At 63.1% G+C, this 25,238-nt stretch carries 23 protein-coding genes; 16 read left to right on the top strand and 7 right to left on the bottom strand.

Features of this window, described 5'->3' with window-relative positions:
* The first annotated feature begins 303 nt into the window (after nt 1-303).
* The 3 genes from obgE to JQ597_RS25200 all read left to right on the top strand — a co-directional run bounded on the left by obgE (nt 304) and on the right by JQ597_RS25200 (nt 3,766).
* Nucleotides 304-1,362 carry a GTPase ObgE gene (gene obgE / locus JQ597_RS25210; protein ID WP_212204199.1) on the top strand — a complete coding sequence of 353 codons (1,059 nt, stop codon included), beginning with the start codon at nt 304-306 and terminating at the stop codon, nt 1,360-1,362.
* Nucleotides 1,363-1,442: 80 nt separating this feature from the next.
* The gene (locus JQ597_RS25205; protein WP_212267751.1) at nt 1,443-3,068 is read left to right on the top strand and encodes an alkaline phosphatase family protein; all 1,626 of its coding nucleotides are present in this window, start codon (nt 1,443-1,445) and stop codon (nt 3,066-3,068) included.
* A 17-nt stretch (nt 3,069-3,085) separates the two neighbouring features.
* The gene (locus tag JQ597_RS25200) at nt 3,086-3,766 is read left to right on the top strand and encodes an ankyrin repeat domain-containing protein (protein ID WP_212267749.1); all 681 of its coding nucleotides are present in this window, start codon (nt 3,086-3,088) and stop codon (nt 3,764-3,766) included.
* A gap of 36 nt (nt 3,767-3,802) precedes the next feature.
* Here JQ597_RS25200 and JQ597_RS25195 read toward each other — a convergent pair whose 3' ends face one another.
* On the bottom strand, nt 3,803-4,771 hold the full coding sequence (locus JQ597_RS25195) for a Bug family tripartite tricarboxylate transporter substrate binding protein (protein WP_212267746.1): 969 nt from the start codon (nt 4,769-4,771) through the stop codon (nt 3,803-3,805).
* Nucleotides 4,772-4,914: 143 nt separating this feature from the next.
* Here JQ597_RS25195 and proB point away from each other — a divergent pair, with 143 nt between their 5' ends.
* The 11 genes from proB to JQ597_RS25140 all read left to right on the top strand — a co-directional run bounded on the left by proB (nt 4,915) and on the right by JQ597_RS25140 (nt 15,550).
* On the top strand, nt 4,915-6,057 hold the full coding sequence (gene proB, locus JQ597_RS25190) for a glutamate 5-kinase (RefSeq protein WP_212267743.1): 1,143 nt from the start codon (nt 4,915-4,917) through the stop codon (nt 6,055-6,057).
* A 205-nt stretch (nt 6,058-6,262) separates the two neighbouring features.
* Nucleotides 6,263-7,555, top strand: a complete 1,293-nt coding sequence (locus tag JQ597_RS25185; protein ID WP_212267740.1) for a glutamate-5-semialdehyde dehydrogenase — start codon at nt 6,263-6,265, stop codon at nt 7,553-7,555.
* A 49-nt stretch (nt 7,556-7,604) separates the two neighbouring features.
* Nucleotides 7,605-8,231, top strand: coding sequence for a nicotinate-nucleotide adenylyltransferase (locus JQ597_RS25180; RefSeq protein WP_212267737.1), 627 nt, complete (start codon nt 7,605-7,607; stop codon nt 8,229-8,231).
* A gap of 237 nt (nt 8,232-8,468) precedes the next feature.
* Nucleotides 8,469-8,825, top strand: a complete 357-nt coding sequence (rsfS, locus tag JQ597_RS25175; RefSeq protein ID WP_212267734.1) for a ribosome silencing factor — start codon at nt 8,469-8,471, stop codon at nt 8,823-8,825.
* A gap of 101 nt (nt 8,826-8,926) precedes the next feature.
* Entirely contained in the window at nt 8,927-9,409 is a 483-nt protein-coding gene (gene rlmH, locus JQ597_RS25170; protein WP_212267731.1) for a 23S rRNA (pseudouridine(1915)-N(3))-methyltransferase RlmH, read from the top strand.
* A gap of 141 nt (nt 9,410-9,550) precedes the next feature.
* Entirely contained in the window at nt 9,551-10,873 is a 1,323-nt protein-coding gene (locus JQ597_RS25165) for a peptidoglycan DD-metalloendopeptidase family protein (protein WP_212267841.1), read from the top strand.
* The gene (locus JQ597_RS25160; RefSeq protein WP_212267728.1) at nt 10,870-12,231 is read left to right on the top strand and encodes a S41 family peptidase; all 1,362 of its coding nucleotides are present in this window, start codon (nt 10,870-10,872) and stop codon (nt 12,229-12,231) included. Before JQ597_RS25165 ends, JQ597_RS25160 begins: the two co-directional genes overlap by 4 nt.
* A 186-nt stretch (nt 12,232-12,417) precedes the next feature.
* Nucleotides 12,418-13,623: a divergent polysaccharide deacetylase family protein gene (locus JQ597_RS25155; RefSeq protein ID WP_212267724.1), complete on the top strand. Its 1,206-nt coding sequence runs from the start codon at nt 12,418-12,420 to the stop codon at nt 13,621-13,623.
* 81 nt (nt 13,624-13,704) lie between these two features.
* On the top strand, nt 13,705-14,208 hold the full coding sequence (locus tag JQ597_RS25150) for an RNA pyrophosphohydrolase (RefSeq protein ID WP_212267721.1): 504 nt from the start codon (nt 13,705-13,707) through the stop codon (nt 14,206-14,208).
* 153 nt (nt 14,209-14,361) lie between these two features.
* Nucleotides 14,362-14,871, top strand: a complete 510-nt coding sequence (locus JQ597_RS25145; protein WP_212267718.1) for an RNA pyrophosphohydrolase — start codon at nt 14,362-14,364, stop codon at nt 14,869-14,871.
* A 10-nt stretch (nt 14,872-14,881) separates the two neighbouring features.
* Complete coding sequence (locus JQ597_RS25140) at nt 14,882-15,550, top strand: HAD family hydrolase (protein ID WP_212267715.1); 669 nt, start codon at nt 14,882-14,884, stop codon at nt 15,548-15,550.
* Nucleotides 15,551-15,759: 209 nt separating this feature from the next.
* On the opposite strand, the gene JQ597_RS25135 is transcribed toward JQ597_RS25140, so the two are convergent.
* From JQ597_RS25135 to JQ597_RS25115, 5 genes are all read right to left on the bottom strand, one after another.
* A complete protein-coding gene (locus JQ597_RS25135; RefSeq protein ID WP_212267712.1) occupies nt 15,760-16,167 on the bottom strand; it encodes a F0F1 ATP synthase subunit epsilon in 408 nt (135 codons plus the stop codon).
* Between the two features lie 96 nt (nt 16,168-16,263).
* Nucleotides 16,264-17,706, bottom strand: a complete 1,443-nt coding sequence (atpD, locus tag JQ597_RS25130; protein WP_212267709.1) for a F0F1 ATP synthase subunit beta — start codon at nt 17,704-17,706, stop codon at nt 16,264-16,266.
* Between the two features lie 58 nt (nt 17,707-17,764).
* Complete coding sequence (locus JQ597_RS25125) at nt 17,765-18,643, bottom strand: F0F1 ATP synthase subunit gamma (RefSeq protein ID WP_212267706.1); 879 nt, start codon at nt 18,641-18,643, stop codon at nt 17,765-17,767.
* A 144-nt stretch (nt 18,644-18,787) separates the two neighbouring features.
* Nucleotides 18,788-20,317 carry a F0F1 ATP synthase subunit alpha gene (atpA, locus tag JQ597_RS25120; protein WP_212267703.1) on the bottom strand — a complete coding sequence of 510 codons (1,530 nt, stop codon included), beginning with the start codon at nt 20,315-20,317 and terminating at the stop codon, nt 18,788-18,790.
* The gene (locus tag JQ597_RS25115; RefSeq protein ID WP_192739033.1) at nt 20,317-20,877 is read right to left on the bottom strand and encodes a F0F1 ATP synthase subunit delta; all 561 of its coding nucleotides are present in this window, start codon (nt 20,875-20,877) and stop codon (nt 20,317-20,319) included. The genes atpA and JQ597_RS25115 overlap by 1 nt, the downstream gene beginning before the upstream one ends.
* Before the next feature lie 680 nt (nt 20,878-21,557).
* On the opposite strand from JQ597_RS25115, the gene JQ597_RS25110 reads away from it, so the two are divergent.
* Together JQ597_RS25110 and JQ597_RS25105 are read left to right on the top strand one after the other, a co-directional pair.
* Nucleotides 21,558-22,055 carry a septal ring lytic transglycosylase RlpA family protein gene (locus JQ597_RS25110; RefSeq protein WP_212267701.1) on the top strand — a complete coding sequence of 166 codons (498 nt, stop codon included), beginning with the start codon at nt 21,558-21,560 and terminating at the stop codon, nt 22,053-22,055.
* Between the two features lie 104 nt (nt 22,056-22,159).
* On the top strand, nt 22,160-22,960 hold the full coding sequence (locus tag JQ597_RS25105) for an MSMEG_1061 family FMN-dependent PPOX-type flavoprotein (protein ID WP_212267700.1): 801 nt from the start codon (nt 22,160-22,162) through the stop codon (nt 22,958-22,960).
* Between the two features lie 30 nt (nt 22,961-22,990).
* Here JQ597_RS25105 and JQ597_RS25100 read toward each other — a convergent pair whose 3' ends face one another.
* Nucleotides 22,991-25,201: a primosomal protein N' gene (locus JQ597_RS25100; RefSeq protein WP_212267698.1), complete on the bottom strand. Its 2,211-nt coding sequence runs from the start codon at nt 25,199-25,201 to the stop codon at nt 22,991-22,993.
* Nucleotides 25,202-25,238 lie beyond the last annotated feature (37 nt).

The following is a 25,238-nucleotide window of genomic DNA, read 5'->3' as shown; positions in this document are numbered from 1 at the left end:
CTTTCGATCACCCCAGGCCCCGATGTAAGCTGGTTGGAGCGATATCATGCCTGAGCGGCCGGAATATCGCCCAAGGCCGTAAAAAGGCCCGAAAATTAAGGCTTTTCGCCAATGTTTGGTGGCTTGAGGGTTGCCGCAGCGGCCCCCCTGCCTTACCTAGTACCTATTCTGCACCGATTGATCGGAACGAGGCTCCAGCGCTCGTTTGACGCGTTTACCGCAGATAAGTCTACGCAATCTGCGTAAACTTGATTGCACCGCGATCCGCTGCCCAATTCGCTCGAAAACGCCATAGAAGCCATCATGAAATTCCTTGACGAAGCAAAGGTCTATATCCGCTCCGGCGACGGCGGCAACGGCTGCGTTGCGTTCCGCCGCGAGAAGTTCATCGAGTTCGGTGGCCCCTCCGGCGGCAATGGCGGCCGCGGCGGCGACGTCGTCATCGAAGTGGTCGATGGACTGAACACGCTGATCGACTATCGCTACCAGCAGCACTTCAAGGCGCAGAAGGGCACCAATGGCATGGGCAAGGACCGCCATGGCGCCAACGGCAAGTCGATCGTGCTCAAGGTGCCGGTCGGCACGCAGATCTTCGACGAGGATCGCGAGACCCTGATCCACGACTTCACCACGCTCGGCGAAAAATTCGTGCTGGCCGAAGGCGGCAATGGCGGCTTCGGCAATGCGCATTTCAAATCCTCCACCAACCGCGCGCCGCGCAACGCCAATCCCGGCCAGGAAGGCGAGGAACGCTGGATCTGGCTGCGGCTGAAATTGATCGCCGATGCCGGCCTCGTCGGCCTGCCCAACGCCGGCAAGTCGACCTTCCTCTCGGTCGTCAGCGCGGCAAAGCCGAAGATCGCGGACTATCCCTTCACCACATTGCATCCGCAGCTCGGCGTCGTGAATGCGCAGGGCCGTGAATTCGTGCTGGCGGATATTCCGGGCCTGATCGAGGGCGCGCATGAAGGCGCCGGCCTCGGCGACAGGTTCTTGGGCCATGTCGAACGCTGCCGCGTGCTGCTGCATCTGATCGATGCGACCTGCGAACATGCCGGCAAGGCCTACAAGACGGTCCGCACCGAGCTCGATGCCTATGAGGGACATCTCGCCGAGAAGATCGAAATCGTCGCTCTCAACAAGATCGATGCCGTGACGCCGGACGAGCTGAAGAAGCAAAAGGACCGGTTGAAGCGCGCGGCGAAGAAGACGCCGCTGCTGATCTCGGCGGTGACCGGCGAAGGCATGCCGGAAGCCCTGAAGGCGCTGGTCGAGGTGATCGGCGAAGCCCCGGTTTCGCTGAAGGCCAAGGGCGGCGCGGCACAGGCCGAACCCTGGACCCCGGCGACGCCGCAGGGCTGAAGCTTGCGGCGCAAGGCGGTTTGCAATCAGCCGTTCGATATTGCAGCATCGGACGATTGAAATCGTACCCTGTGTGAAGCATGCCGCAGCCCAAGAACGTCCTCTGGATCATGTGCGATCAGCTTCGCTATGATTATTTGGGCTGTACCGGCCACCCGACGCTGACCACGCCGAACATCGATGCGATGGCGAAACGCGGCGTGCGCTTTTCAAAAGCCTATGTGCAGTCACCGATCTGTGGCCCCTCGCGGATGTCGTTCTACACCGGCCGCTACATGCGCTCGCACGGCTCGCACTGGAACGGCTGGCCGCTGCGGGTGGGCGAGCCCACGCTCGGCGATCACCTGAACAAGATCGGCGTCCGCAACGTGCTGGTCGGCAAGACCCACATGGCCCCTGACATCGAAGGCCTGAAGGCGCTCGGGATCGCGCCGGATTCCATCATCGGCGTGCATGTGTCGGAATGCGGTTTTGAGCCCTATGAACGCGACGACGGCCTGCATCCCGATAACCGGCCCCGCCCGCGTTACGACAATTATCTTCGTGAGCAGGGCTATGAGGCCACCAATCCCTGGGAGCACTGGGCCAATTCAGGCGCGGATGACGACGGCGCGCTGCAGAATGGCTGGCTATTGGTGCACGCCGACAAGGCCGCGCGCGTTTCCGAAGAGCATTCCGAAACGCCCTACATGACCCGCCGCGCGATGGATTTTATCACAGAGGCCGAAGCGGACGGACGTCCCTGGTGCCTGCATCTGTCCTATATCAAGCCGCATTGGCCCTATATCGCCCCCGAGCCCTACGCCAGCATGTACAGCGCCGCCGACATCTTGCCGGCGGTACGCTCGGAGAAGGAGCGTCTGGAAGCCCATCCGGTGTTCGCCGCCTATATGGACATGCGCTACTCGCGCAACATGGCGCGCGACGAGGCGCGGGAAAAAGTCATCCCGACCTATATGGGCCTGATCAAGCAGATCGACGACCAGATGGGCGTGCTGATGCAGTTCCTGGAGAGCCGCGGCCTGCTCGACACCACGATGATCGTGTTCACCTCTGACCATGGCGACTATCTCGGCGACCACTGGATGGGCGAGAAGGATCTGTTCCACGATCAATCCGCCAAAATTCCGCTGATCGTGATCGATCCGTCACGCGAGGCCGACGCGACGCGCGGCACTGTCAGCGACGCGCTGGTCGAGGCGATCGATCTGGCGCCGACCTTCATCGAGTATTTCGGCGGCAAGGCGCCGGATCATATTCTCGAAGGCCGCTCCCTGATGCCGCTGCTGCACGGCGCTACTCCCGCCGATTGGCGCAAGGTGGTATTTTCAGAATACGACTATTGCATGCAGGACGTTCGCTTGAAGCTGAACCAGCCGATCGAGCAATGCCGCCTGTTCATGGTGTTCGACGGCCGCTGGAAATATGTTCAGGCCTCAGGCTTCCGCCCGATGCTGTACGACCTCGAAAGCGACCCACAGGAATTCGCCGATCGCGGCGAGGATCCCGCATGCGCTGACGTGATCGCGCGGCTGCAAGCGGCGCTGTTCGACTGGGCGCTGCATCCCAAGATGCACATCACCACGCCGAACGCGAAGATCGCCGCCTATGCGGACAACCAGCTTCAGGTCAAGAACGGCGTCCTGATCGGTATCTGGGACGAGGCGGAGCTCGCCGCGATCCGCAAGCGGATTGCCACGCAATAGCGCCGGGAGGCTCTCCCATGCATGTCCTCGCTGCCCTGCTTCTCGCGCTCGTGACCACCCTGCCCGCCTCCGCCCAGATCGCCCCGACCGAGGCTGAAGTGCGCGCCTATAGCGGCCTGCATGCCGCCGCCGCCCGCGGCGACGTCGCCGGGATCGAACAGCGCATCGCCTCAGGTGAAGCCAAGGAAGCGGTCGACAGCCGGCAACGAACGCCGCTGCATGTCGCCGTCTACCTGAAAAAGCACGATGCCGCCCGCGCCCTGATCCGGCTCGGCGCCGATCCGAACAAGCTTGAAGTCGACCGTTACGACATCATCACGATTGCGGCGGTCGCCAACGATGTGCCGATGCTCCGAATCGCGATCGAGGGCGGGGGCAACCCAAAGGCCGTCACCAGCCGCTACGACGGCACGGCCCTGATCGCGGCAGCTCATCTTGGCCATGCTGAAGTGGTGCGAATGCTGATCGCCGCGAAGGCACCGCTGGATCACGTCAACAATCTGAAATGGACCGCGCTGATCGAATCCATCGTGCTTGGCGACGGCGGCAGGAACCACACCGAGACGCTGCGCGCCCTGGTCGAGGCCGGCGCCGACGTGAACATTCCGGACGGCAGTGGCGCGACACCACTCAAACTCGCGAAAGGTCACGGCTATCGCGAGATGGTGGCCATCCTGGAAAAGGCCGGAGCGAAATGAGGGTAGTCCTCGAACCGATATCAGTGCGCGCCAGCCTCAATTCGTGATCTTGTAACCCGTTGCCTTCACGATCGGCTGCCAGAATGCCGTGTCGGCGGCGAGCCTTTGCGTCAATTCCTCCGGTGTCGAGCCGACCGGGATCAGCATTATCGCGAGCAGCTTCTCCTTCACATCCGGCTTTGTCAGCACCTCCGCAACCGCGGCGCTGACCTTTTTCGCGAAGTCCGGCGGGCTGCCCGCCGGTAGCCACATGCCGTACCAGGCATCGGCCACCAGATCGACGCCGCTTTCCTTCAGTGTCGGAATGTCCGGCAAGAACGACGAGCGCGTGGCACTGGCAATCGCAACGATCTTTAATCCCCCGGCGCGATGCTGCGCGATCGCGTCTGACACTGTCGTGATACCGAACGGTAAATGGCCGCCGATCAGGTCGTTCACGATTAACGCGGAGCCGCGGTACGGCACCTTGGTCATCGAAAGGCCGAGCACCTGCTCGAGCTGCCAACCGGTGAAATGCGGGATGTTGCCGCTGCCCGGCACGCCGTAGGTCGCCTTTGCAGGGTTTGCCTTCAGCCAAGCCACCAATTCCCTAAAATCCTTGACGCCAATCGCGGAGCTCGCCGCGATGGCAAACTCGAAGCGAACAAGTTGCGATACGGGCACGAAATCTTTCGCCGCATCGAAGCTTGGCGCGGTCTCGACCATCGGCAGCAGATACATGGTGGGACCGGTGGTCACGAGAACGGTGGCGCCGTCGGGGCTCGCGCCCTTCACTGCCCGGATACCGATCAAGCCGTCGCCCCCGGTACGGCTCTCGACAATCACGTTGCGATCGAGCGCAGGCCCGAGATACTGCGCGATCAGGCGGCACAGCGCATCGCCGCTGCCGCCCGCCGCAAACGGGAAAATGATCTTCGTCAGCGGGCCGGACTGGCCAAGCGCCTCGCCCGTGCGACCGACCAATGACAGTCCCGCACATCCCGCCAAAAACGACCGACGATCCATTACCTTCCCCCTGCAAGATTTGCCCCATTACACCAGACTGGGGCCACCATTGAAACATAGCTCATACGGTGCTGGGTCGCTTGCACCGGCCCGCGTCCTGCTGCAAAACAGCCCCCTTCCAGAGCATTCGAAGACCTCAATCCATGAAACGCCCCGCGCTCAAGAGTTTTCGCCGTATCGTCGTCAAGGTCGGCTCGTCGCTGCTGATCGATTCCGATGCGGGCGAGGTGCGGGCGTCGTGGCTGGCTGCCCTTGCCGCCGATATCGCCAAACTCCACGGCGAGGGCCGCGATGTGCTGGTGGTTTCGTCGGGCTCAATTGCGCTCGGACGCAGCCGCCTCAAGCTGCCGCGCGGGCCGTTAAAACTGGAGGAAAGCCAGGGCGCGGCGGCGGTCGGACAGATCGCGCTGGCGCGGATCTGGTCGGAAGTGCTCGGCGATCACGGCATCGGGGCCGGGCAAATTCTGGTGACGCTGCAGGACACCGAGGAGCGCCGGCGCTACCTCAATGCCCGCTCGACCATCGCCAAACTGCTGGAATGGCGCGCGGTGCCCGTGATCAACGAGAACGACACGGTTGCCACCAACGAAATCCGCTACGGCGACAATGACCGCCTCGCCGCGCGCGTCGCCACCATGACGAGCGCCGATTTGCTAATCCTGCTGTCCGACATCGACGGCCTCTACGATGCGCCGCCCGGCGCCAATCCCAACGCCAAACTGATTCCGATCGTGGAATCCGTCACCTCGGAAATCGAGGCGATGGCGGGGGCTGCCGAATCCGAGCTGTCGCGCGGCGGCATGTACACCAAGATCGAGGCGGCGAAGATCGCGACCACCGCCGGGACGCACATGCTGATCGCGTCGGGCAAGATCGAGCATCCGCTGCAGGCCATCGCCGACGGCGGCCGCTGCACCTGGTTCCTGACGCCGGCCAACCCCGTCACGGCGCGAAAACGCTGGATCGCGGGTTCGCTGGAGCCGAAGGGCACACTGACCATCGACGCCGGTGCGGTCACGGCGCTGCGCGCCGGAAAGAGCCTGCTGCCGGCCGGCGTGATCCGGATCGACGGCCAGTTCGCCCGCGGCGACGCCGTGGTGGTGCGCGGCCCCGACACCCATGAGATCGGCCGCGGCCTCGTCGCCTATGACGCCGAGGACGCCGACAAGATCAAAGGCCGCTCCTCCCCTGACGTCATGGCCATTCTGGGCATCAGCGGCCGGGCCGAGATGATCCACCGCGACGATTTGGTGGTGGGGCCTGCCGGGGCCATTCCGGCGAAATAAGCGTTTTCGAGCGAAGTGGGCACCGGTTCGCGCCAGGAAAACGCGACCAACAAAGAACTAGAGCCTCCAACGGGCTCTAGGCCAGTGGCCGACCTCTCCGCCCTGCCCAGCCCACCAGCCATGCCGGGTCCGCACCTCGCAAATGCGGGATTTCCGTGCTAGGACATGGCCTTAACCTGATACCTGACGTCTACTTGGGACCACCATGACTGCGCCGCTGAAAGCCATCGACGGCAACGCCGATTTGCCCGCTTTGATGACCGAACTCGCTTCCCGCGCGCGCGCTGCTGCGCGGGTGCTGGCGCTCGCCTCGCCCGACCAGAAGAACCGGGCGCTCGACGCCATCGCATCCGCGATCCGCAGCCACGCACCTGATATCCTCGCCGCCAATGCCGAGGACGTCGCCGAAGTGCGCGCCGGCGGCGCGACCTCGGCCTTCATCGATCGCCTGACGCTGACGCCGGCCCGGGTCGAAGCGATGGCCGAGGGTGTCGCGACCGTGCGCGGGATTGCCGATCCGATCGGCGCCGTCACCGAAAGCTGGCAGCGCCCCAACGGCATGACCATCGAGCGCGTGCGGGTGCCTCTCGGCGTCATCGCCGTGATCTTCGAAAGCCGCCCCAATGTCGCCGCCGACGCCGGCGTGCTGTGCCTGAAATCCGGCAACGCCGTGATCCTGCGCGGCGGCTCCGACAGTTTCCGTTCCTGCCGCGCGATCCATGATTGCCTGGTGCAGGGTCTTCGCGAAGCCGGCCTGCCCGAGGCCGCGATCACGCTGGTGCCGACCCGCGATCGTGCCGCGGTGGGCCTGCTGCTGACCGGCTTGAACGGCGGCGTCGACGTGATCGTGCCGCGCGGCGGCAAGAGCCTGGTCGCGCGCGTCGAAGCCGAAGCGCGCGTGCCGGTGTTCGCGCATCTCGAAGGCGTCAACCACGTCTATGTCGATCACACCGCCAAGCTCGAAATGGCGAAGTCGATCGTGCTCAACGCCAAGATGCGCCGACCCGGCGTTTGCGGGGCCGCCGAGACCTTGTTGGTCGATCGCGCCGGCGCGTCTGTTAACCTCAAGCCGCTGGTCGAAATGCTGATCGATGCCGGCTGCGAAGTGCGCGGCGACGCCGCCGTGCAGCGCGTCGACAGCAGGGTGAAACCCGCGTCCGACGAAGATTGGGACACCGAATATGAGGACGCGATCATCGCGGCGAAAGTGGTCGATGGGCTCGATGACGCGATCGCGCATATCCAGAATCACGGCTCGCACCACACCGATGCGATCGTGACGGAAGACGCCGATGCCGCCGAGAAATTCCTCAGCGAGGTCGACTCGGCCATCGTTCTCCACAACGCCTCGACGCAATTCGCCGATGGCGGCGAATTCGGCTTCGGCGCCGAGATCGGCATTGCCACCGGCAAATTCCACGCCCGCGGCCCTGTCGGCGCCGAGCAACTGACCAGTTTCAAATATCGCGTCCACGGCACCGGGCAGACGCGGCCGTGACCCTAACGACGCTTTCGAGCAAAACCCCGCGCGCGCAGTGGCGGCATTGATGCCGCCGCAATCCGCTTCGCAAGCGATCCCGTTCCACACCAACGGCATGCGCGTTGGCCTGCTCGGCGGCTCGTTCAATCCGCCGCACGCGGCGCACCGCGCCATCAGCCAGTTCGCGCTGAAGCGTCTGAAGCTCGATCGCGTCTGGTGGCTGCTGACACCGGGCAATCCGTTGAAGGATAATGGCGGGCTGCACGACCTGTCCGAACGCGCCGATGCCGCGCGGAAAGTCGCCGACGATCCGCGCATCGATATCAGCTGTCTCGAAGCTGTCATTGGCGTCAGGTACACTGTCGATACGATCATCCATTTGCGGCGCCGCGTCTCCGGTGTGCATTTTGTCTGGATCATGGGCGCTGATAATCTTGCGCAGTTCCATCGCTGGAAGGATTGGCGGCGCATCGCGTCCGAGGTGCCGATCGCTGTGATCGACCGCCCCCCACAGAGTTTCCGGGCGCTTGCCGCCCCTGCCGCACAGGCGCTGGCGCGCTACCGCCTGCCCGAGAATCAGGCCGCCCGGCTGGCGGATCAGCAGACCCCCGCCTGGGCTTTCCTCACCGGCATGAAACTGAACCTGTCTTCGACCGGCCTTCGGAACTCGGACGGAAGCTGGAGGACGAAGTGAGCCTTGAAAGTCAGCTTTGGGGCTCACTGGAATATTGAAACCGTTAACCCCACATGCCTAATATAGCCCGTGGGCGCCAAGGATTCGGCGTTCGCGATACAGTGAAAGGAATGGTCCCTGGCCACATCTGTATTGTCCAAGTCTGTTTTGCCCAAGGTTTCCAAGACTCCTGCAAAGGCGACTCCTGCAAAGCCTGCTGCAAAAACCGCCCGCAAAACATCGACCAAAGCTGCGGCCTTGAAGGCGCAACCCGACGCCGACAAGACGCTGAATATGATCCTCTCCCGCCTCGACGATATGAAGGCGGAAGAAACGGTCACCATCGACCTTCGTGGCAAATCGGCTTTTTCCGACTACATGATCGTCACCACGGGCCGGGCCAACCGGCACGTCGGCGCGATCGCGGAAAACGTCACCAAGGCCCTGAAGGAAACCGGCATCAAAGGCATCCATGTCGAGGGCTTGCCCAATTGCGACTGGGTGCTGATCGATTCCGGCGATGTGGTCGTGCACGTATTCAGACCCGAGGTGCGCGAATTCTACAATCTGGAAAGATTGTGGACGCAAAACCCGGCGGCGGCGAAGGCGATCTGAGTTTTTGAGCCGATGCGAATCGGCTGCAGCGCATGTAGCGTGCGTGCGCCGTTGGCGCGCGAGTAAACGATTTGACGCATTTTTTGCGCGGCATGCTTTGAATGAAGATCGTCGTCGTTTCCATCGGCCGGCTGAAACAGGGCCCGGAGCGGGAACTGGCCGAACGCTATCGCGAGCGCTTCGAGGACATCGGCCGCAAGCTCGGCTTTCGCGGCCTCGAGATTCATGAAATTCCGGAAAGCCGCGCGCGCGACGCCGCGACCCGGATCGCCGACGAGGCGGCTGCGATTTCAGCGCTGATCCCGGAGAAATGCGTGCTGGTGGCGCTCGACGAACGCGGCAAGAGCATCGACAGCGCAAGCTTCGCCCAGCAGCTCGGCCGCTGGCGTGACGAAGCTGTCGCCAACACAATTTTCACAATCGGCGGCGCGGACGGACTTTCGCCCGATTTGCAGCGCAGAGCCAAGCTGCGCATTGCGTTCGGCTCGGCGACCTGGCCGCATCAAATGGTCCGCGTCATGCTTCTGGAACAGATTTACCGGGCCGCGACGATTCTGTCGGGCCACCCCTATCACCGCGCTTAGGCACGGTAGCGTGAATAGAGAGCGCTGAATAACTGGATGCACACAACACGGGACATTCAAGTACGCCCTGACGCCATCGGCCATGATGGTTCGTTGGCGTCGCGTGTTCCGCTTTGCGTCGTGCTGTTGTCCGCAAGCCTGATGGGTCTTTCGATTTCGGCGGCGGCCGCGCAGGTGACGGCGCCCGCACAGCCGGCACCATCCCAGCAAGCGCCTGCCCAGCAGTTGCCTGCCCAACAAGCCGCCGCGCCTTCCCCCGAAGCTATCAAGGAACGCGAGCAGGAACTGGAAGCCGCGCGCGAGCAGCAGAAGAAGGCCGCCGAGCTGCAGCAGAAGCTTAAAGCTGATATCGCAGCGATCGGGCAGGACCGCAGCAAGCTCAACGCGCAGCTGATCGACATCGCCGCCCAGGTGCGCGGCGTGGAAACGCGCATCGGCGACGCCGAAGCGCGGCTGCGTCCGCTCGACAGCCGTGAGCAGCAGATTCGCGGCTCCCTCGACTCGCGCCGCGCCGAGATCATCGAGGTGCTGGCGGCGCTGCAGCGTGCTGGACGGCGCACACCGCCGGCGCTGCTGGTCCGCCCGGAAGACGCGCTGCAATCGCTCCGCACCGCCATGCTGCTCGGATCTGTTGTGCCCGAGCTCCGCGGTCGCGCGGAAAGATTGGCCAACGATCTCGGCGAACTCGTCGCGCTCCGCAAGACCATCGCCACCGAGCGCGATGCGCTGGCGCTCGACCGTGACAAGTTGAAAGACGATCAGATCCGGATGGCGGCGCTGGTCGAGGAGCGGCAGCGCAAGCAGAGCGCGATCGAAAAGGACATGGAAGCGGAAGCCGCCCGCGCCATCACGCTGTCCAAACAGGTCGACAGTTTGCAGGGCCTGATCGCCAAACTGGAGCAGGACCTGAAAAGCGCCGCCAAGGCGGCCGCCACCGCCAGCCTGAAGGGGGCCCCGGTGACCCCCGGCGGCAAGCCCAATCTGGGGGCGCTGAAGGATCCTGCGCGGCTCAGCCCGGCGATCGCCTTTGCCTCCGCCAAGGGATTGTTCGCCCTGCCGGTCAATGGCCGCAAGATTCGCGATTTTGGCGGTTCCGACGGCGCAGGTGGCGTCGAAAAAGGCATTTCCTTGGCAGCCCGGGCCGGTGCCCAGGTCACAACCCCGTGTGACGGCTGGGTTGTTTACGCCGGGCCGTTCCGCAGCTACGGACAACTCTTGATCCTCAATGCCGGTGGCGGGTATCATGTCCTGATCGCCGGGATGGAGCGCATTTCGGTTAACATCGGCCAGTTTGTACTTACGGGGGAGCCGGTCGCGACCATGGGGTCGACATCCCAGGTTGCATCCATTCTCGCCACCACCGCGAGTCAGCCCGTGCTCTATGTTGAGTTCCGTAAGGACGGCACTCCAATCGATCCAGGCCCATGGTGGGCCGCAAATGAAGGCGAAAAGGTTCGCGGATGATGCGCAAGACTTCAGTAATTCTCCTCAGCGCCGCCACCGGCGCAGCATTGACGCTCTTCGTGACGCAGCCTCGTTCTGTGCTGATGGGATCGGTCGCGCGTGCGGCGACCTCGGACACCTATCGCCAGCTCAATCTGTTCGGCGATGTGTTCGAGCGCGTGCGCAGCGACTACGTCGAGAAGCCGGACGATTCCAAGCTGGTCGAGTCCGCCATCTCGGGCATGCTGGCCGGTCTCGATCCGCATTCCAGCTACATGGACGCCAAGAGCTTCCGCGACATGCAGGTGCAGACCCGCGGTGAGTTCGGCGGCCTCGGCATCGAAGTCACGATGGAAGACGGCCTGATCAAGGTCGTGTCCCCGATCGACGACACGCCGGCGTCGAAGGCCGGCATCATGGCCAACGACATCATCACCAATCTCGACGACGAAGCCGTGCAGGGTCTCACCCTCAACCAGGCCGTCGAGAAGATGCGCGGGCCGGTCAACACCAAGATCCGGCTCAAGATCATCCGCAAGGGCCAGGACAATCCGATCGAAGTCACGCTGGTACGCGACAATATCCGCGTCCGCTCGGTGCGCGCCCGCGTCGAAAGCGAAGATATCGCCTATATCCGCATCACGACCTTCAACGAACAGACCACCGAGGGCCTCAAGCGCGAGATCGGCAATCTGACGAATCAGATCGGCGCCGACAAGCTGAAGGGCTTCATCATCGACATGCGCAACAATCCCGGCGGCTTGCTGGAGGAAGCGGTGACGGTTTCCGACACCTTCCTCGAGCGCGGCGAGATCGTCTCGACCCGCGGCCGCAATGCCGAGGAAACCCAGCGCCGCGCTGCGCATGTCGGCGACCTGACAAAGGGCAAGCCGGTGATCGTGCTGATCAACGGTGGCTCCGCCTCCGCTTCCGAAATCGTGGCGGGTGCGCTGCAGGACCACAAGCGCGCGACGCTGATCGGTACCCGCTCTTTCGGCAAGGGCTCGGTCCAGACCATCATCCCGCTCGGCAGCGGCAACGGCGCGCTGCGTCTGACCACCGCGCGCTATTACACGCCGTCGGGCAAATCTATCCAGGCCAAAGGCATCGTTCCCGATATCGAGGTGCTGCAGGACGTCCCCGACGAGCTGAAGTCGCGTACCGACACCAAGGGCGAAGCCTCGCTCCGCGGCCATCTGAAGAACGACGGCGACGAGAAGACCGGCTCGCAATCCTACGTGCCGCCGGACGCCAAGGACGACAAGGCGCTGAAGACCGCGGCCGACCTGCTGCACGGCATCAAGTCGACCGCCACCGCGGCGCCCGCGACCGGCGACAAGGCGGCGATCGACAAGCCCGCCACCAAGGCGGCGAACTGATCGAACCCAAATCTGATCGAACCTAAGTCAATTCCCGTGAAAAAAGGCGGCCTTCGGGCCGCCTTTTTTGTTGCCAGTTCCAACTATCCCCCGCGGCATCCCGGGGTGGACGGCTTTTGAGCGGGTCGCGAGCGTTCGAATCCAGTCCATCGTGGTATCGTCGGCGCGGTTGATTCGGGGAGGTCCATGACGGAAACGGCCGACGAGCTGAGCACGCCGCTCGGACAGGAAACCAAGCGCAAAAAGCGCCGGTTCCGGCTGCCGTTCACCGCGATGCAGGCACTGGCCGTGCTGCTTGGCCTGTTCCTGGTCGGCTTTGCCACCATCGCCCTGTTTACGGACAATCCCTTTGGCGGCGAGCCGGTCGCGCACGTCGCCATGCGCAAGACGCCCGTGGTTGACGAGAAAGCCACCGCGGCCGCGTCCGGTCCCGTCGAGCAGGCTGCGAAATCCGCGCCCAAACAGACTGCGGCCGGCGAGAACAAGACTGTCACCATCATCGACGGATCCAGCGGCAAGCGGCAGGACGTCGTGATCGGCGGCGATGCCGGCAACAACAACGATGCGGAGACAGCGCCCGCAACCGCGATGGCCGGCATCGATCCGCGCCTGCTGGAGAAGTCGCGCTACGGCATGATCCCGGTGGTTGCCGACGGCCTGAAGCCGTTTACGGTCTATGCCGCCGACGCCGACCGCGCCAAGGCCGCCAAAATGCCCGTTGTCGCCATCGTCGTTGGAGGCCTCGGTGTCGGCGCCGCCAAGACGGTTGATGCCATCATGAAGTTGCCGCCCGCCGTGACGCTGGCGTTCACGCCCTACGGGGCCGACCCGACGAAACTCGCCGAGCGCGCGCGGGCGCAACGCCACGAGATCCTCCTGCAGGTCCCGATGGAGCCGTTCGATTATCCCGACAACGATCCCGGCCCGCAGACCCTGCTGACGACGCTGGCGCCCGAGCAGAATATCGACCGTCTGTATTGGCATATGAGCCGGATCCAGGGCTATGCGGGGATCGCCAACTTCATGGGCGCGCGCTTCGTGGCGACGGACGCCGTGATGCAGCCGATCATCCGCGAGGCGGCCAAGCGCGGCCTCGGCTATCTCGATGACGGCTCCACCCCGCGTAGCGCCGCCCCCGCATTGGCGGCGGGTCAGGCGATGCCCTTCACCAAGGCCGATTTCACCATCGACGCGGTGCCGACCTCGGCCGAGATCGACCGGACGCTGCTCAAGCTCGAAACCTTGGCCAAGGAACGCGGCTTGGCCGTCGGCGTCGCCTCTGCCCTGCCGATTTCGATCGAGCGGATCGCCGCCTGGATCAAGACGCTCGAGAACCGTGGCATCCTGCTTGTGCCATTGACAACGGCGATGCTGAAATCAAAATCAGGCTAGGGATCAACCTGATGGCGCCGATCCGGCATTGCCGGCTTCGCCCGCCTGATCGCTCGAACTGTGTGTAGGAAACCTGACGGAATGGCGCGCTACGAAGACCTGCCTTACCGGACATGCGTCGGCATGATGCTGATCAACGCAGCGGGGCTGGTCTTCATCGGTCGCCGCGCCGGAGGCATCGAGCATGTCGACGAGACGCACGTCTGGCAGATGCCGCAAGGCGGCGTCGACCCCGGTGAGGACACTTGGGCGGCGGCGAAGCGCGAGCTCTACGAGGAAACCAGCGTCCGATCGGTGGAGAAGCTCGGCGAGGTCTCCGACTGGCTGATCTACGACATTCCGCGCACCGTGGCCGGCCGGACCTGGAAGGGCCGTTACCGCGGGCAGCGCCAGAAATGGTTTGCGGTCCGCTTCACCGGCAAGGATAGCGAGATCAATGTCGCGAGCCCCGGCGGCGGCCACAAGGCCGAATTCATCAGTTGGCGCTGGGAGCCGATGAAGAATCTTCCGAATCTGATCGTGCCGTTCAAGCGGCCGGTCTATGAACGCGTGGTGAAGGAATTTTCCGGCCTCGCGGGCAAGTAATGTATCCGTCATTCCGGGGCGTGAGCGAAGCGAGCGAACTACGATGTGCTATTGCACAGCGGAGAATCTCGAGATTCCCCGATGCGCAGTTTGCGCATCTGTGATCTGGTCCTTCGGACCATCCCGGAATGACGCCAAACGCATCAACCTTCGATGACAGATACAAAACCCTACCGCCCCAATGTCGGGATCGCCCTGTTCAATGCCGCCGGTCAGGTGCTGATCGGCCGGCGCTTTCGCGACGATGGACCCGAGATCATCCTGCCCGGTCTCGAATGGCAGATGCCGCAGGGCGGCATCGACGCCGACGAGAACCCGCGTGATGCCGTGATGCGCGAACTCTGGGAGGAGACCGGCGCAGTCAGCGCCGAGCATCTCGGTGAAACCGACTGGATGACTTACGAGTTTCCGCCCTATGACGGTCCGCCCTCGCATCGCCTCGCAAAATTCCGCGGCCAGCGGCAGAAATGGTTCGCCCTGCGCTACACCGGGCGCGACGACGAGATCGACCCGCTGACGCCGCGCAACGGGCAGCCGGCCGAATTCGACCAATGGCGCTGGGAACGGCTCGACCGCGTCGCCGATCTCGTGGTGCCGTTCCGGCGCGAGGTGTACATGGCCGTCGCCGCGGCGTTCGCACGATTTTCAACCACGCCGACTTGAGAAAGTGCCGATGCCGATCCGCGCGATATTTTTCGACGTTGGCGAGACGCTGATCGACGAAACGCGCCTGCTGCACGGCTGGGCCGACACCATGGGCGTCGATAGGGCCGAGTTTCTGGCCGTGCTCGACGATATCATTGCCAAAGGCGAAAATTACCGCCTGATCTTCGAGCGGCTGCGGCCGGGTTTTGACGTCCGTGCCGCCGCCGCCGAGCGCAAGCGAAGCGGAACTGATTTCAGGATTGAAGCGCGCGATCTCTATGCCGACGCCAGGCCATGCCTGTCCGAACTGACGCAAGACGGCTGGTTTGTCGGTATCGCCGGCAATCAGCCGCCCACGGCCAAGGCGGCGCTCGAATCGTTCGGCCTGGAGGCCAGATTGATCACGACCTCGGCGGAGCTCGGCGTCGACAAGCCTTCGCTCGATTTCTATCGCGAGACCCTCGCGAAGACCTCCACAATGTCCGAGTTCGATCCAGCCGAAGTGCTCTATGTCGGTGACCGTCTCGATAACGACGTCATTCCGGCACGGAATTTTGGCATGAAGACCGCCTTACTTGAACGCGGCCCTTGGGGTCGCAACCATGTTCGCTGGCCCGATGCCGCGCTCGCCGATTTCATACTGAAAGATCTGGCCGGATTGCCGGCATTGCTGCGCGGGATGAAAGCGCAGAGCTGATATAAGCCGCTAGTTCGGTCCGACCGTGACTGGTCCGATCGCGGCGATGCGGCAATCAGTGTCGCGCTTGGCGCACCCGCTGAGAGCTTCGTTGACCGGGGCGGCTCGCGAAAGAAATACTGCCGCAAAAAGTTCAGCGCCCGTCACGGTGTGACGAGCGCTGGTGTTATCAGGGGCCTTCATTGCGCCCCGGAGCGGGACCCCGGGGCTTAATGCATCGCCGTCGTGCTGATCTGGTGCTCGATGCTCTTGAAGTGATCGAGCCGCTCGATGGCGTGGTCGAGTTCGGAGCCTTCCTTCTCGGCGAGCTTGGCTTCCATCTCGGCAATCGTCTCGGCGAACTGCGTCCTGTCGAGCTCCTGCGTCGAGATGGCGACGTCGGCGAGCACGGTGAGGCCCTTCTCCGACACTTCGGCAAGGCCACCGAGCACGATGATCTTCTGATGCGTGCCGCCGGAGGTGATGGTCAAGATGCCCGGACGGACTGCGGCCACAACCGGCGCATGGCCGGCCAGCACGCCGAAATCGCCTTCGACGCCGGGCACGTCAACCTGATCGACTTCGCCGGAGAAGGCGAGTTTTTCGGGGGAGACCAGATCGAAGTGGAAGGTGGCCATGGAGTAGTCCTGCGAATAGGAAGTGGCGCGTAGCGAATAGTGAGTGGCGAATGGAAAGGCGAATATCTATTCGCTACTCCCTGTTCGCCATTCGCCTTAGGCTGCCTCGGCAGCCAGCTTCTTGCCCTTCTCGACGGCTTCTTCAATGTTGCCGACCATGTAGAAGGCCGCTTCCGGCAGATGGTCGTACTTGCCTTCGCACAATCCGCGGAAGCCCTTGATGGTGTCGGCGAGGTCGACGAACTTGCCGGGCGAGCCGGTGAACACTTCGGCGACATGGAACGGCTGCGACAGGAAGCGCTCGATCTTGCGGGCGCGGGCAACCGCGATCTTGTCCTCTTCGGAGAGTTCGTCCATGCCGAGAATGGCGATGATGTCCTGCAGCGACTTGTAGCGCTGCAACACCTGCTGAACCATACGCGCGGTCTCGTAGTGCTCCTGGCCGACGACCAGCGGGGACAGCATGCGGGAGGTCGAGTCGAGCGGATCCACCGCGGGGTAGATGCCCTTTTCCGAAATCGCGCGGTTCAACACCGTGGTCGCGTCCAAATGGGCGAACGAGGTTGCGGGCGCCGGGTCGGTCAAGTCGTCGGCCGGCACGTAGATCGCCTGCACCGAGGTGATCGAGCCCTTGTGCGTGGTGGTGATGCGCTCCTGCAGCGCGCCCATGTCGGTGGCGAGCGTCGGCTGGTAACCCACCGCCGAAGGAATACGACCCAAGAGCGCCGACACTTCCGAGCCTGCCTGGGTGAAGCGGAAGATGTTGTCGACGAAGAACAGCACGTCCTGCCCCTGATCGCGGAAGTGTTCGGCGACGGTCAGGCCGGTAAGGCCGACGCGGGCACGGGCGCCCGGGGGTTCGTTCATCTGACCGAACACCAGCGCGCATTTCGACTTCACGTTCGGATCGGGATTGTGCGGATCGGCGTTGACCTTCGACTCGATGAACTCGTGATAGAGGTCGTTGCCTTCGCGGGTACGCTCGCCGACGCCGGCGAACACCGAGTAACCGCCGTGCGCCTTCGCGACGTTGTTGATCAGTTCCTGAATCAGCACGGTCTTGCCGACGCCGGCGCCGCCGAACAGGCCGATCTTGCCGCCCTTGGCGTAGGGCGCCAGCAGGTCGACGACCTTGATGCCGGTGACGAGAATTTCAGCTTCGGTGGACTGGTCGGTATAGCTCGGCGCTTCCGCATGGATCGGCCGCATGCCTTCCGACACCACCGGACCGGCTTCATCGATCGGTTCGCCGATCACGTTGATGATGCGGCCGAGCGTGCCGGCACCGACCGGCACCATGATCGGCGCGCCAGTATCGGTAACCTCACCGCCGCGGACCAGGCCCTCGGTGGTGTCCATGGCGATGGTGCGCACCGTGGATTCGCCGAGATGCTGGGCGACTTCAAGCACCAGACGGTTACCATTGTTGGTGGTCTCAATCGCGTTCAGAATGGCGGGCAGATGCCCTTCGAACTGCACGTCGACGACGGCGCCGATGACCTGGACGATGTGTCCGGTCTGGTTTGCTGCTGCGGCCATAAAACTCTCTCCTTCGAATTCTTGTCTCTGGAAGTCCGTCAGGGTGTCGCGCGAATGGCTAGAGTGCCTCGGCGCCGGAGATGATTTCGATCAGCTCCTTGGTGATCTGGGCCTGACGGGTGCGGTTGTAGATAAGGGTCTGCTTGCGGATCATGTCGCCGGCGTTGCGGGTGGCGTTGTCCATCGCGCTCATCTGCGCGCCGTAGAACGAAGCGTTGTTTTCCAGCAGCGCGCGGAAGATCTGCACCGCGAGATTGCGCGGCAACAGGCGCGTCAGGATCTCGTCTTCTTCCGGCTCATATTCGTAGGACGTCGACGGACCGGCATTCGCGGCCGGCTCTTCAACCACCAGCGGGATGATCTGCTGCGCGGTCGGGATCTGAGAGATCACGGATTTGAAGCGCGAATAGAACAGCGTGCAGACGTCGAATTCGCCGGCGTCGAAGCGCGCCAGGACCTTCCTGGCGATATCCTCGGCATTGATGAAGCCGAGCTGACGCACCGATTTCAGGTCAAGATGTTCGACGATCTGCTTGTCGAACTGGCGGCGGAGCTGCTCGTAGCCCTTCCGGCCGACGCAGAAGAACTTGACCTCTTTGCCTTGGGCGATCAGCGACAGCGCGCGTTCGCGCGCCAGACGCACGATCGAGGAATTGAACGCGCCCGACAGACCACGCTCGCCGGTGCAAACCAGCAGCAGGTGAACCTGATCGTTACCGGTACCGGCCAACAGCGCCGGCGCGCCCGGTGAACCCGCGGCTGCGGTTGCGATGTTCGAGATCACCGCGTCCATTTTTTCCGCGTAGGGCCGCGCCGCTTCGGCGGCGGTCTGCGCGCGGCGCAGCTTGGAGGCTGCGACCATCTGCATGGCCTTGGTGATCTTCTGCGTCGCCTTGGTCGAGGCGATGCGGACCCGCATGTCTTTCAGTGAAGCCATTCTTAGTTCACCCTTGCGACCTGCTTTTCAGCCCGGCCGCGAACCCCTCGTTGGTCATGCCCGGCCTCGTGCCGGGCATCCACGTCTTGTCTTTTCTCCACGCCAAAAGACGTGGATGGCCGGGACAAGCCCGGCCATGACGGATTATGCAAGCGTCTTGGAGAAACTCTCGACAACCGCCTTCAGCTTGCCCGCGGTGTCGTCGCTGAGATCGCGAGTTTCGCGGATGCTGTTGAGGATCTCGACGTTCTTGCCGCGCAGCAGCGACAGCAGGCCGTCTTCGAAAGGACGCACCTTGTTGAGCGGAAGCGCATCAAGATAGCCGTTGGTGCCGGCCCAGATCACGCAGACCTGCTCTTCCATCTTCAGCGGCGAGAACTGCGGCTGCTTCAGGAGTTCGGTCAGGCGCGAACCGCGATTCAGCAGGCGCTGGGTCGAGGCGTCGAGGTCGGAGCCGAACTGCGCGAACGCCGCCATTTCGCGGTACTGCGCCAGTTCGCCCTTGATCTTGCCGGCGACCTTTTTCATCGCCTTGGTCTGCGCCGACGATCCGACGCGCGACACCGACAGACCGACGTTCACCGCCGGGCGGATGCCCTGGAAGAACAGGTCGGTTTCCAGGAAGATCTGGCCGTCGGTAATCGAAATCACGTTGGTCGGAATGTAGGCCGACACGTCGTTGGCCTGGGTTTCAATGACCGGCAGCGCGGTCAGCGAACCCGAGCCCTGATCCTTGTTGAGCTTGGCCGCACGCTCGAGCAGGCGGGAATGCAGATAGAACACGTCGCCCGGATAGGCTTCGCGGCCCGGCGGACGGCGCAGCAGCAGCGACATCTGGCGATAGGCGACGGCCTGCTTGGACAAATCGTCATAGATGATGACGGCGTGCATCCCGTTGTCGCGGAAATATTCACCCATGGTGCAGCCGGTGAACGGCGCGATGTACTGCATTGGCGCCGGATCGGAAGCGGTGGCTGCAACGATGATCGAGTATTCCAGTGCGCCCTGCTCTTCGAGCACTTTCACGAACTGGGCAACGGTCGAACGCTTCTGACCGATCGCGACATAGACGCAATACAGCTTTAGGTTCTCGTCCGGCTGCGCGTTGAGCGGCTTCTGGTTCAGAATGGTGTCGAGCGCGATCGCGGTCTTGCCGGTCTGGCGGTCGCCGATGATCAGCTCGCGCTGGCCGCGGCCGACCGGGATCAGTGCGTCGATCGCCTTGAGGCCGGTTGCCATCGGCTCGTTGACCGATTTGCGCGGAATGATGCCGGGCGCCTTGACGTCGACCCGCTTGCGTTCGGTGGCCTGGATCGGCCCCTTGCCGTCGATCGGATTGCCGAGCGCGTCGACGACGCGTCCGAGCAGGCCCTTGCCGACGGGCGTATCGACGATGGCGCGGGTGCGCTTGACGGTCTGGCCTTCCTTGATCTCGCGGTCGGCGCCGAAGATCACGATACCGACGTTGTCGGTTTCGAGGTTGAGCGCCATGCCGCGGGTGCCGTTCTCGAACTCGACCATCTCACCGGCCTGGACGTTGTCGAGGCCGTAGACGCGGGCAATGCCGTCGCCGACGGACAACACCTGTCCGACTTCGGTAACTTCAGCCTCCTGGCCGAAATTCTTGATCTGGTCTTTGAGGATCGCGGAAATTTCCGCGGCGCGGATGTCCATCAGCCTGCCTCTTTCATCGCGTGCTTGATCGAATTGAGTTTGGTGCGAAGCGAACTATCCACCATGCGGCTGCCGAGCTTGACCACTAGGCCGCCGATAATAGAGGGATCGACTTTCACGTTGAGCGCGACGTCCTTGCCCGTCACTGATTTCAGTGCGGTCTTGAGAGCGTCGAGATTCTTGTCGCTGAGCGCTTCGGCGACGGTGACGTCTGCCGTAGCCTCGCCCTTGAACTTCGCCACCAGCGCGCGGAAGGCGCGGATCACGTCGCCGACGGCGAACAGCCGGCGATTGGCGGTCAGGACTTTGAGAAATTTGGCAGAAGTGCCCGAAATTCCGGCCTTGTCGAGAATCGCGGTGAGCGCCTTCGACTGCGCATCTGCCGAGAATACCGGACTGCGGACCAGGCGCTTCAAATCAGCGCTGTCGGCCAGCATGGCCTCGAATCTATCGAGATCGGCTTTTACTGCGTCGATCGATTTCTCGTCGCGCGCCAACTCGAACAAGGCCGTTGCATAACGGCCTGACACTCCCGAAACGGACGGATCTTCAGCAGCCACAGAGACGCTCTTTTTTGCTGTCAAACTCGCAAGGGAAAAACCGTCGCCACGGAAGCGGCGCCTAGCGATCCAAGCCCTTGGAATTCAAGCGGGACTTCGATTTTCGACCGGCACGAGAGGTGCCGGGATCGTTAAAATCGCGGCTTTGCTAACATAGCAAGCGCGCAGGTGCAACATGACGGCGCGCGCGGGCGATGCCTTGTCGCACGACTATTTTAGTTGGCCTCTAATCCAATTTTCCAAGGCCAGTTTTTCGGCCAGTTTTCCAGCGCCAGTTCGCAGCGAAACGCCCGTCACGATTTTGCCGCGCAGGCCCGCGCCGGAACGGCGCGTCAGCGACAAGCTCAATCGTTCCGCCCGTATTTGCATGGGCGCCATGTATCTCCGGAACAACCCGAATCCAGTTCCCCGCCGTTTACTTGCCGTAACGTCGCGAACACTAACGAACACTTAACTCATCAATAATTTCAAGTATTGGAATGGTTAAAAATTCGTTAAAGCAATGTATTAATAAATACGATTCGATTAGTTGATCTGGGTAACAAGATATGTCAGCCAGCGAAAAACGAGGATTACTGCCCAATTCATGCCTCATTGCCTAATCAAACGGCCATCTCACACACGGGAACGGGGGTTCCACTTGTCACATATGTGGCAATACTGTCTGAGGGATTATTTATATGTTGAATACGAAGAACCTGCTGCCGGGATCTATCATCCGGTCGCGTACAGCGTTCGCTTTGATTGCCGCAACTCTCCTGGCCGGTGGCAGCATTACCGAAGCTTCGGCCAAATCCAGGCACCACCGTCATCACCATCACCATTCCCACCACGCCCAAAAGGCCAACAGCAACTGGCAGGACGCCAACGCCTCGATCGGCTCAAGCTCCGGGCGCAGCTTCTCGGGCATGGCTTCCTTTTACGGCAATGAATCCGGCAGCAAGACCGCATCCGGCCAGCGCTTCAACCAGAACGCCATGACCGCCGCCCACCGCAGCCTGCCGTTCGGCACCAAGCTCAGGGTGACCCATGGCGGCCGCAGCGTCATCGTCACCATCAACGACCGCGGCCCGTTCATTAAGGGGCGCGTGCTCGACCTTTCGACCGGCGCTGCCAGCGCGGTCGGACTGACCCGCGCCAAGGGCGTCGGCCGCATCACCGCCGAGGTCGTCTCCTAAAAGCGCTGATCAAGCGCCGTTTCCGGTTCAACAGACCTGGTAAGCGTTGCGTAGCGTAACGATCGCGGAATCTTTCGCGCACCGATAAGGGCCTGCCGTCGCAAATGACGGCAGGCTTTTTATTTGGGCGCGCTCGAGCCGGCAGGGCCACTCGCTGCTACCCCGCCCGCACGGCGCGGAGCCGCTCTGGCCACCACGGTGGCAGGAGGGTCGTGCTAGGTTCCGAAGGCAACAGGCGCACCGCCTTCCGCAGCCTTGAACCAGCACTGACGAGATCGATCATGAGCCAGATCAAAACCGTGGAACAACTGAGAAATGTTCTTCCCGAACCCCGGGCGACCACCAAGGCCAAGATAGCTCCCTATCTCGACGAACAGGCGATCGATTTCCTGCAAACGTGCCCGTTTGGGCTGATGGCCACGGCCGGTCGCGACGGGCCGATCGAGGTATCGCCGAAAGGCGACGAGCCCGGGTTTGTCCGCGTCGAAAATGAAACAACGGTTCTGCTCCCGGAACGGGCGGGCAATAACCTTGCGTTCGGCCTGCAGAACATCATCGAGACCGGCCGGATCGGGATGATTTTCCTGCGCCCCCGGACCGGCGAGACGCTGCGGCTCTCGGGCCGGGCCGAGATCTTTGACGATGCCGAACTGCTGGCGACACTTGGCAAGGAAGGCCGCCCGGCGCTGCTGGCGATCCGGATCCATATCGAACGCTGCTATTTCCACTGCGCGCGCTCGGTGCTCCGGTCAAAGCTCTGGCAACCCGAGCATTGGCCGGAACCCAAGCGCATCTCGTTCGGAAAAGTCTTCGCGGCGAGGGCCGGCGCCGACGAGGATCAGGCGGCGAAAATCGATGCCTTTGTCGAGCAGGGATACACGACCAATCTGTGGTCGAATGGCTGAGGTGGACTGCCACCCGCAAATAATGGGCTTCTACAAAAAACTCTGCGGATCGACGTCGACCTCGAGCTTGAGATTGCCTTTTGTCTTCGGCCCCGCCGCGAGCCATTCACGCAGATAGTCCGACAGATCGACATTGCGCAGCGATTTCACCAACAGCCGGAAGCGATAGCGGCCCTTGATCACTGCCAGCGGCGCTTCTGCAGGCCCCAGTACCTGGATGCGCTCGTCGATCGGCGCGATGGCGGCGAGCTTGCGCGCAAAACCTTCGGCGGTCGGCCGGTCGCCGGCGGAAATGATCAGGCTGGCGAGCCGGCCGAACGGCGGATATCCCGATCGTTCGCGCTGATCGATTTCAGTGGCATAGAACGCCTCGCGATCGCTTGCGACCAACGCCTTCATCACGGGATGATCGGGCTGATGGGTCTGCAGGTAACCGATGCCGCGGCCCTGGTCGCGCCCGGCGCGGCCGATCACCTGGTTCAGCAATTGAAACGTCCGCTCGGCCGCGCGCGGATCGCCATTGCTCAGGCCCAAATCTGCATCGACGACACCGACCAGATTGAGCCGCGGGAAATTATGCCCCTTCGCCACCAATTGCGTGCCGATGATGATGTCGACGCGGCCCTCGGCGATTTCATTCAGCTCGCTGCGCATGGTTTCGATCGAGGTGATCAGGTCGCTCGACAGCACCATGGTGCGCGCGTTCGGGAACAACTGCGCGGCCTCCTCCTGCAGGCGTTCGACACCGGGCCCGATGGCGGCGAGCGATTCCTCGGCTGCGCAGTGCGGACAGATATTCGGGCGCGGCATCGAGAAGCCGCAATGGTGACAGACCAGCCGCTGGCGAAAGCGATGATCCACCAGCCAGGCGTCACAGATCGTGCAGGAGAAGCGATGCCCGCAGGCGCGGCACAGCGTCAGCGGTGCGTAGCCGCGGCGATTGAGGAACAACAGCGCCTGCTCGCGCTTCTCGATCGCCTGCCCGATGTAATCGGCAAGCCGCGGCGAGACGAAGCGGCCGCGCGGCGGCGGTTCGCGGCGCAAATCGATCGCCTCGATCTGCGGCATATGCTGGCCGCCGAAACGCGACGGCAGCGCGACGCGCTGATAGCGTCCCTTGCGCGCGTTGACTTCGGTCTCGATCGACGGCGTGGCCGAGGCCAGGATGATCGGGATTTTCGCGATATGCGCGCGCACCACCGCCATGTCGCGGGCGTGATAATGCGCGCCGTCATCCTGCTTGTAGGCCTGGTCGTGCTCCTCATCAACGATGATCAGGCCGAGATCAGCATAGGGTAGGAACAAGGCCGAGCGCGCGCCGACCACGACCGGCGCTTCGCCGGCTGCGATTGCCGCCCAGTTGCGGGCGCGGGTGCGCGGCGTCAGTTCGGAATGCCACTCCAGAGGACGCACGCCAAAACGCAGCGCGAAGCGATCGAGGAATTGTCCCGTCAGCGCGATCTCCGGCATCAGGATCAGCGTCTGCTTGCCGCGGCGGATGATTTCGGCGATCGCCTCGAAATAGACTTCGGTCTTGCCCGAGCCGGTGACGCCATCGAGCAGTGCGACGTGAAAGCTGCCATTCGCCGCCAGCGCCCGCATCGCGTCCACAGCCGTGCGCTGCTGCCGGGAGAATTCAGGCTGGGCAAACGACGGATCGGGCGCCGGCGGCGCCAGCGGCGGCGGCATCGCCTCGATTTGAAGCGTGCCCTCATCGACCAGCCCGTCGATCACGCCCGAACTGACGCCGGCCTCCCGGGCGGCTTCGGACTTGCCGTGCAGCAGGCCATCCGACAGCACGTCAATCGCCCGCCGTCGCGCCGGCGTCAGGCGCCGCGGCGGCTCACCGACCAGCCGCACGCCAAGGCGCATCCGTTCGGGGCCGAGATTTTCGCCCATCCGCAAGCTCATGCGCAGCACCATGCCGCGGGCGGAAAGCGTGTAATTGGCGACCCAATCGACGAGCGAACGCAGTTCCTCCTTCAACGGTGGCACATCGAGCTTTTCGCCGACATCTTTTAAGCGGTTATGCAGGCGCGGATCGGGATTGGCGTTTTCCGCCCACACCACCGCCACCACCTCGCGCGGCCCCAGCGGCACGCAGACGACGTCGCCGGGCTTCAGCTCCATGCCGCGCGGCACGCGATACGAATAGGCCTGATTGAGCGCAACCGGCACCAGCACATCGACGACGCGTGTCGATGAGGCGGAGGAACTGCTGCTGCGCGTCGAATGGTCCATCGGGAATCAGGCTTAAGGGGTGCAGGGACTTAAGTTA

The organism is Bradyrhizobium sp. AUGA SZCCT0177, assembly GCF_018130125.1.
GTDB lineage: Bacteria > Pseudomonadota > Alphaproteobacteria > Rhizobiales > Xanthobacteraceae > Bradyrhizobium.
The sequence above is the reverse complement of the archived record's forward strand: the minus strand, read 5'-3'. Positions and strand labels throughout refer to the sequence as shown.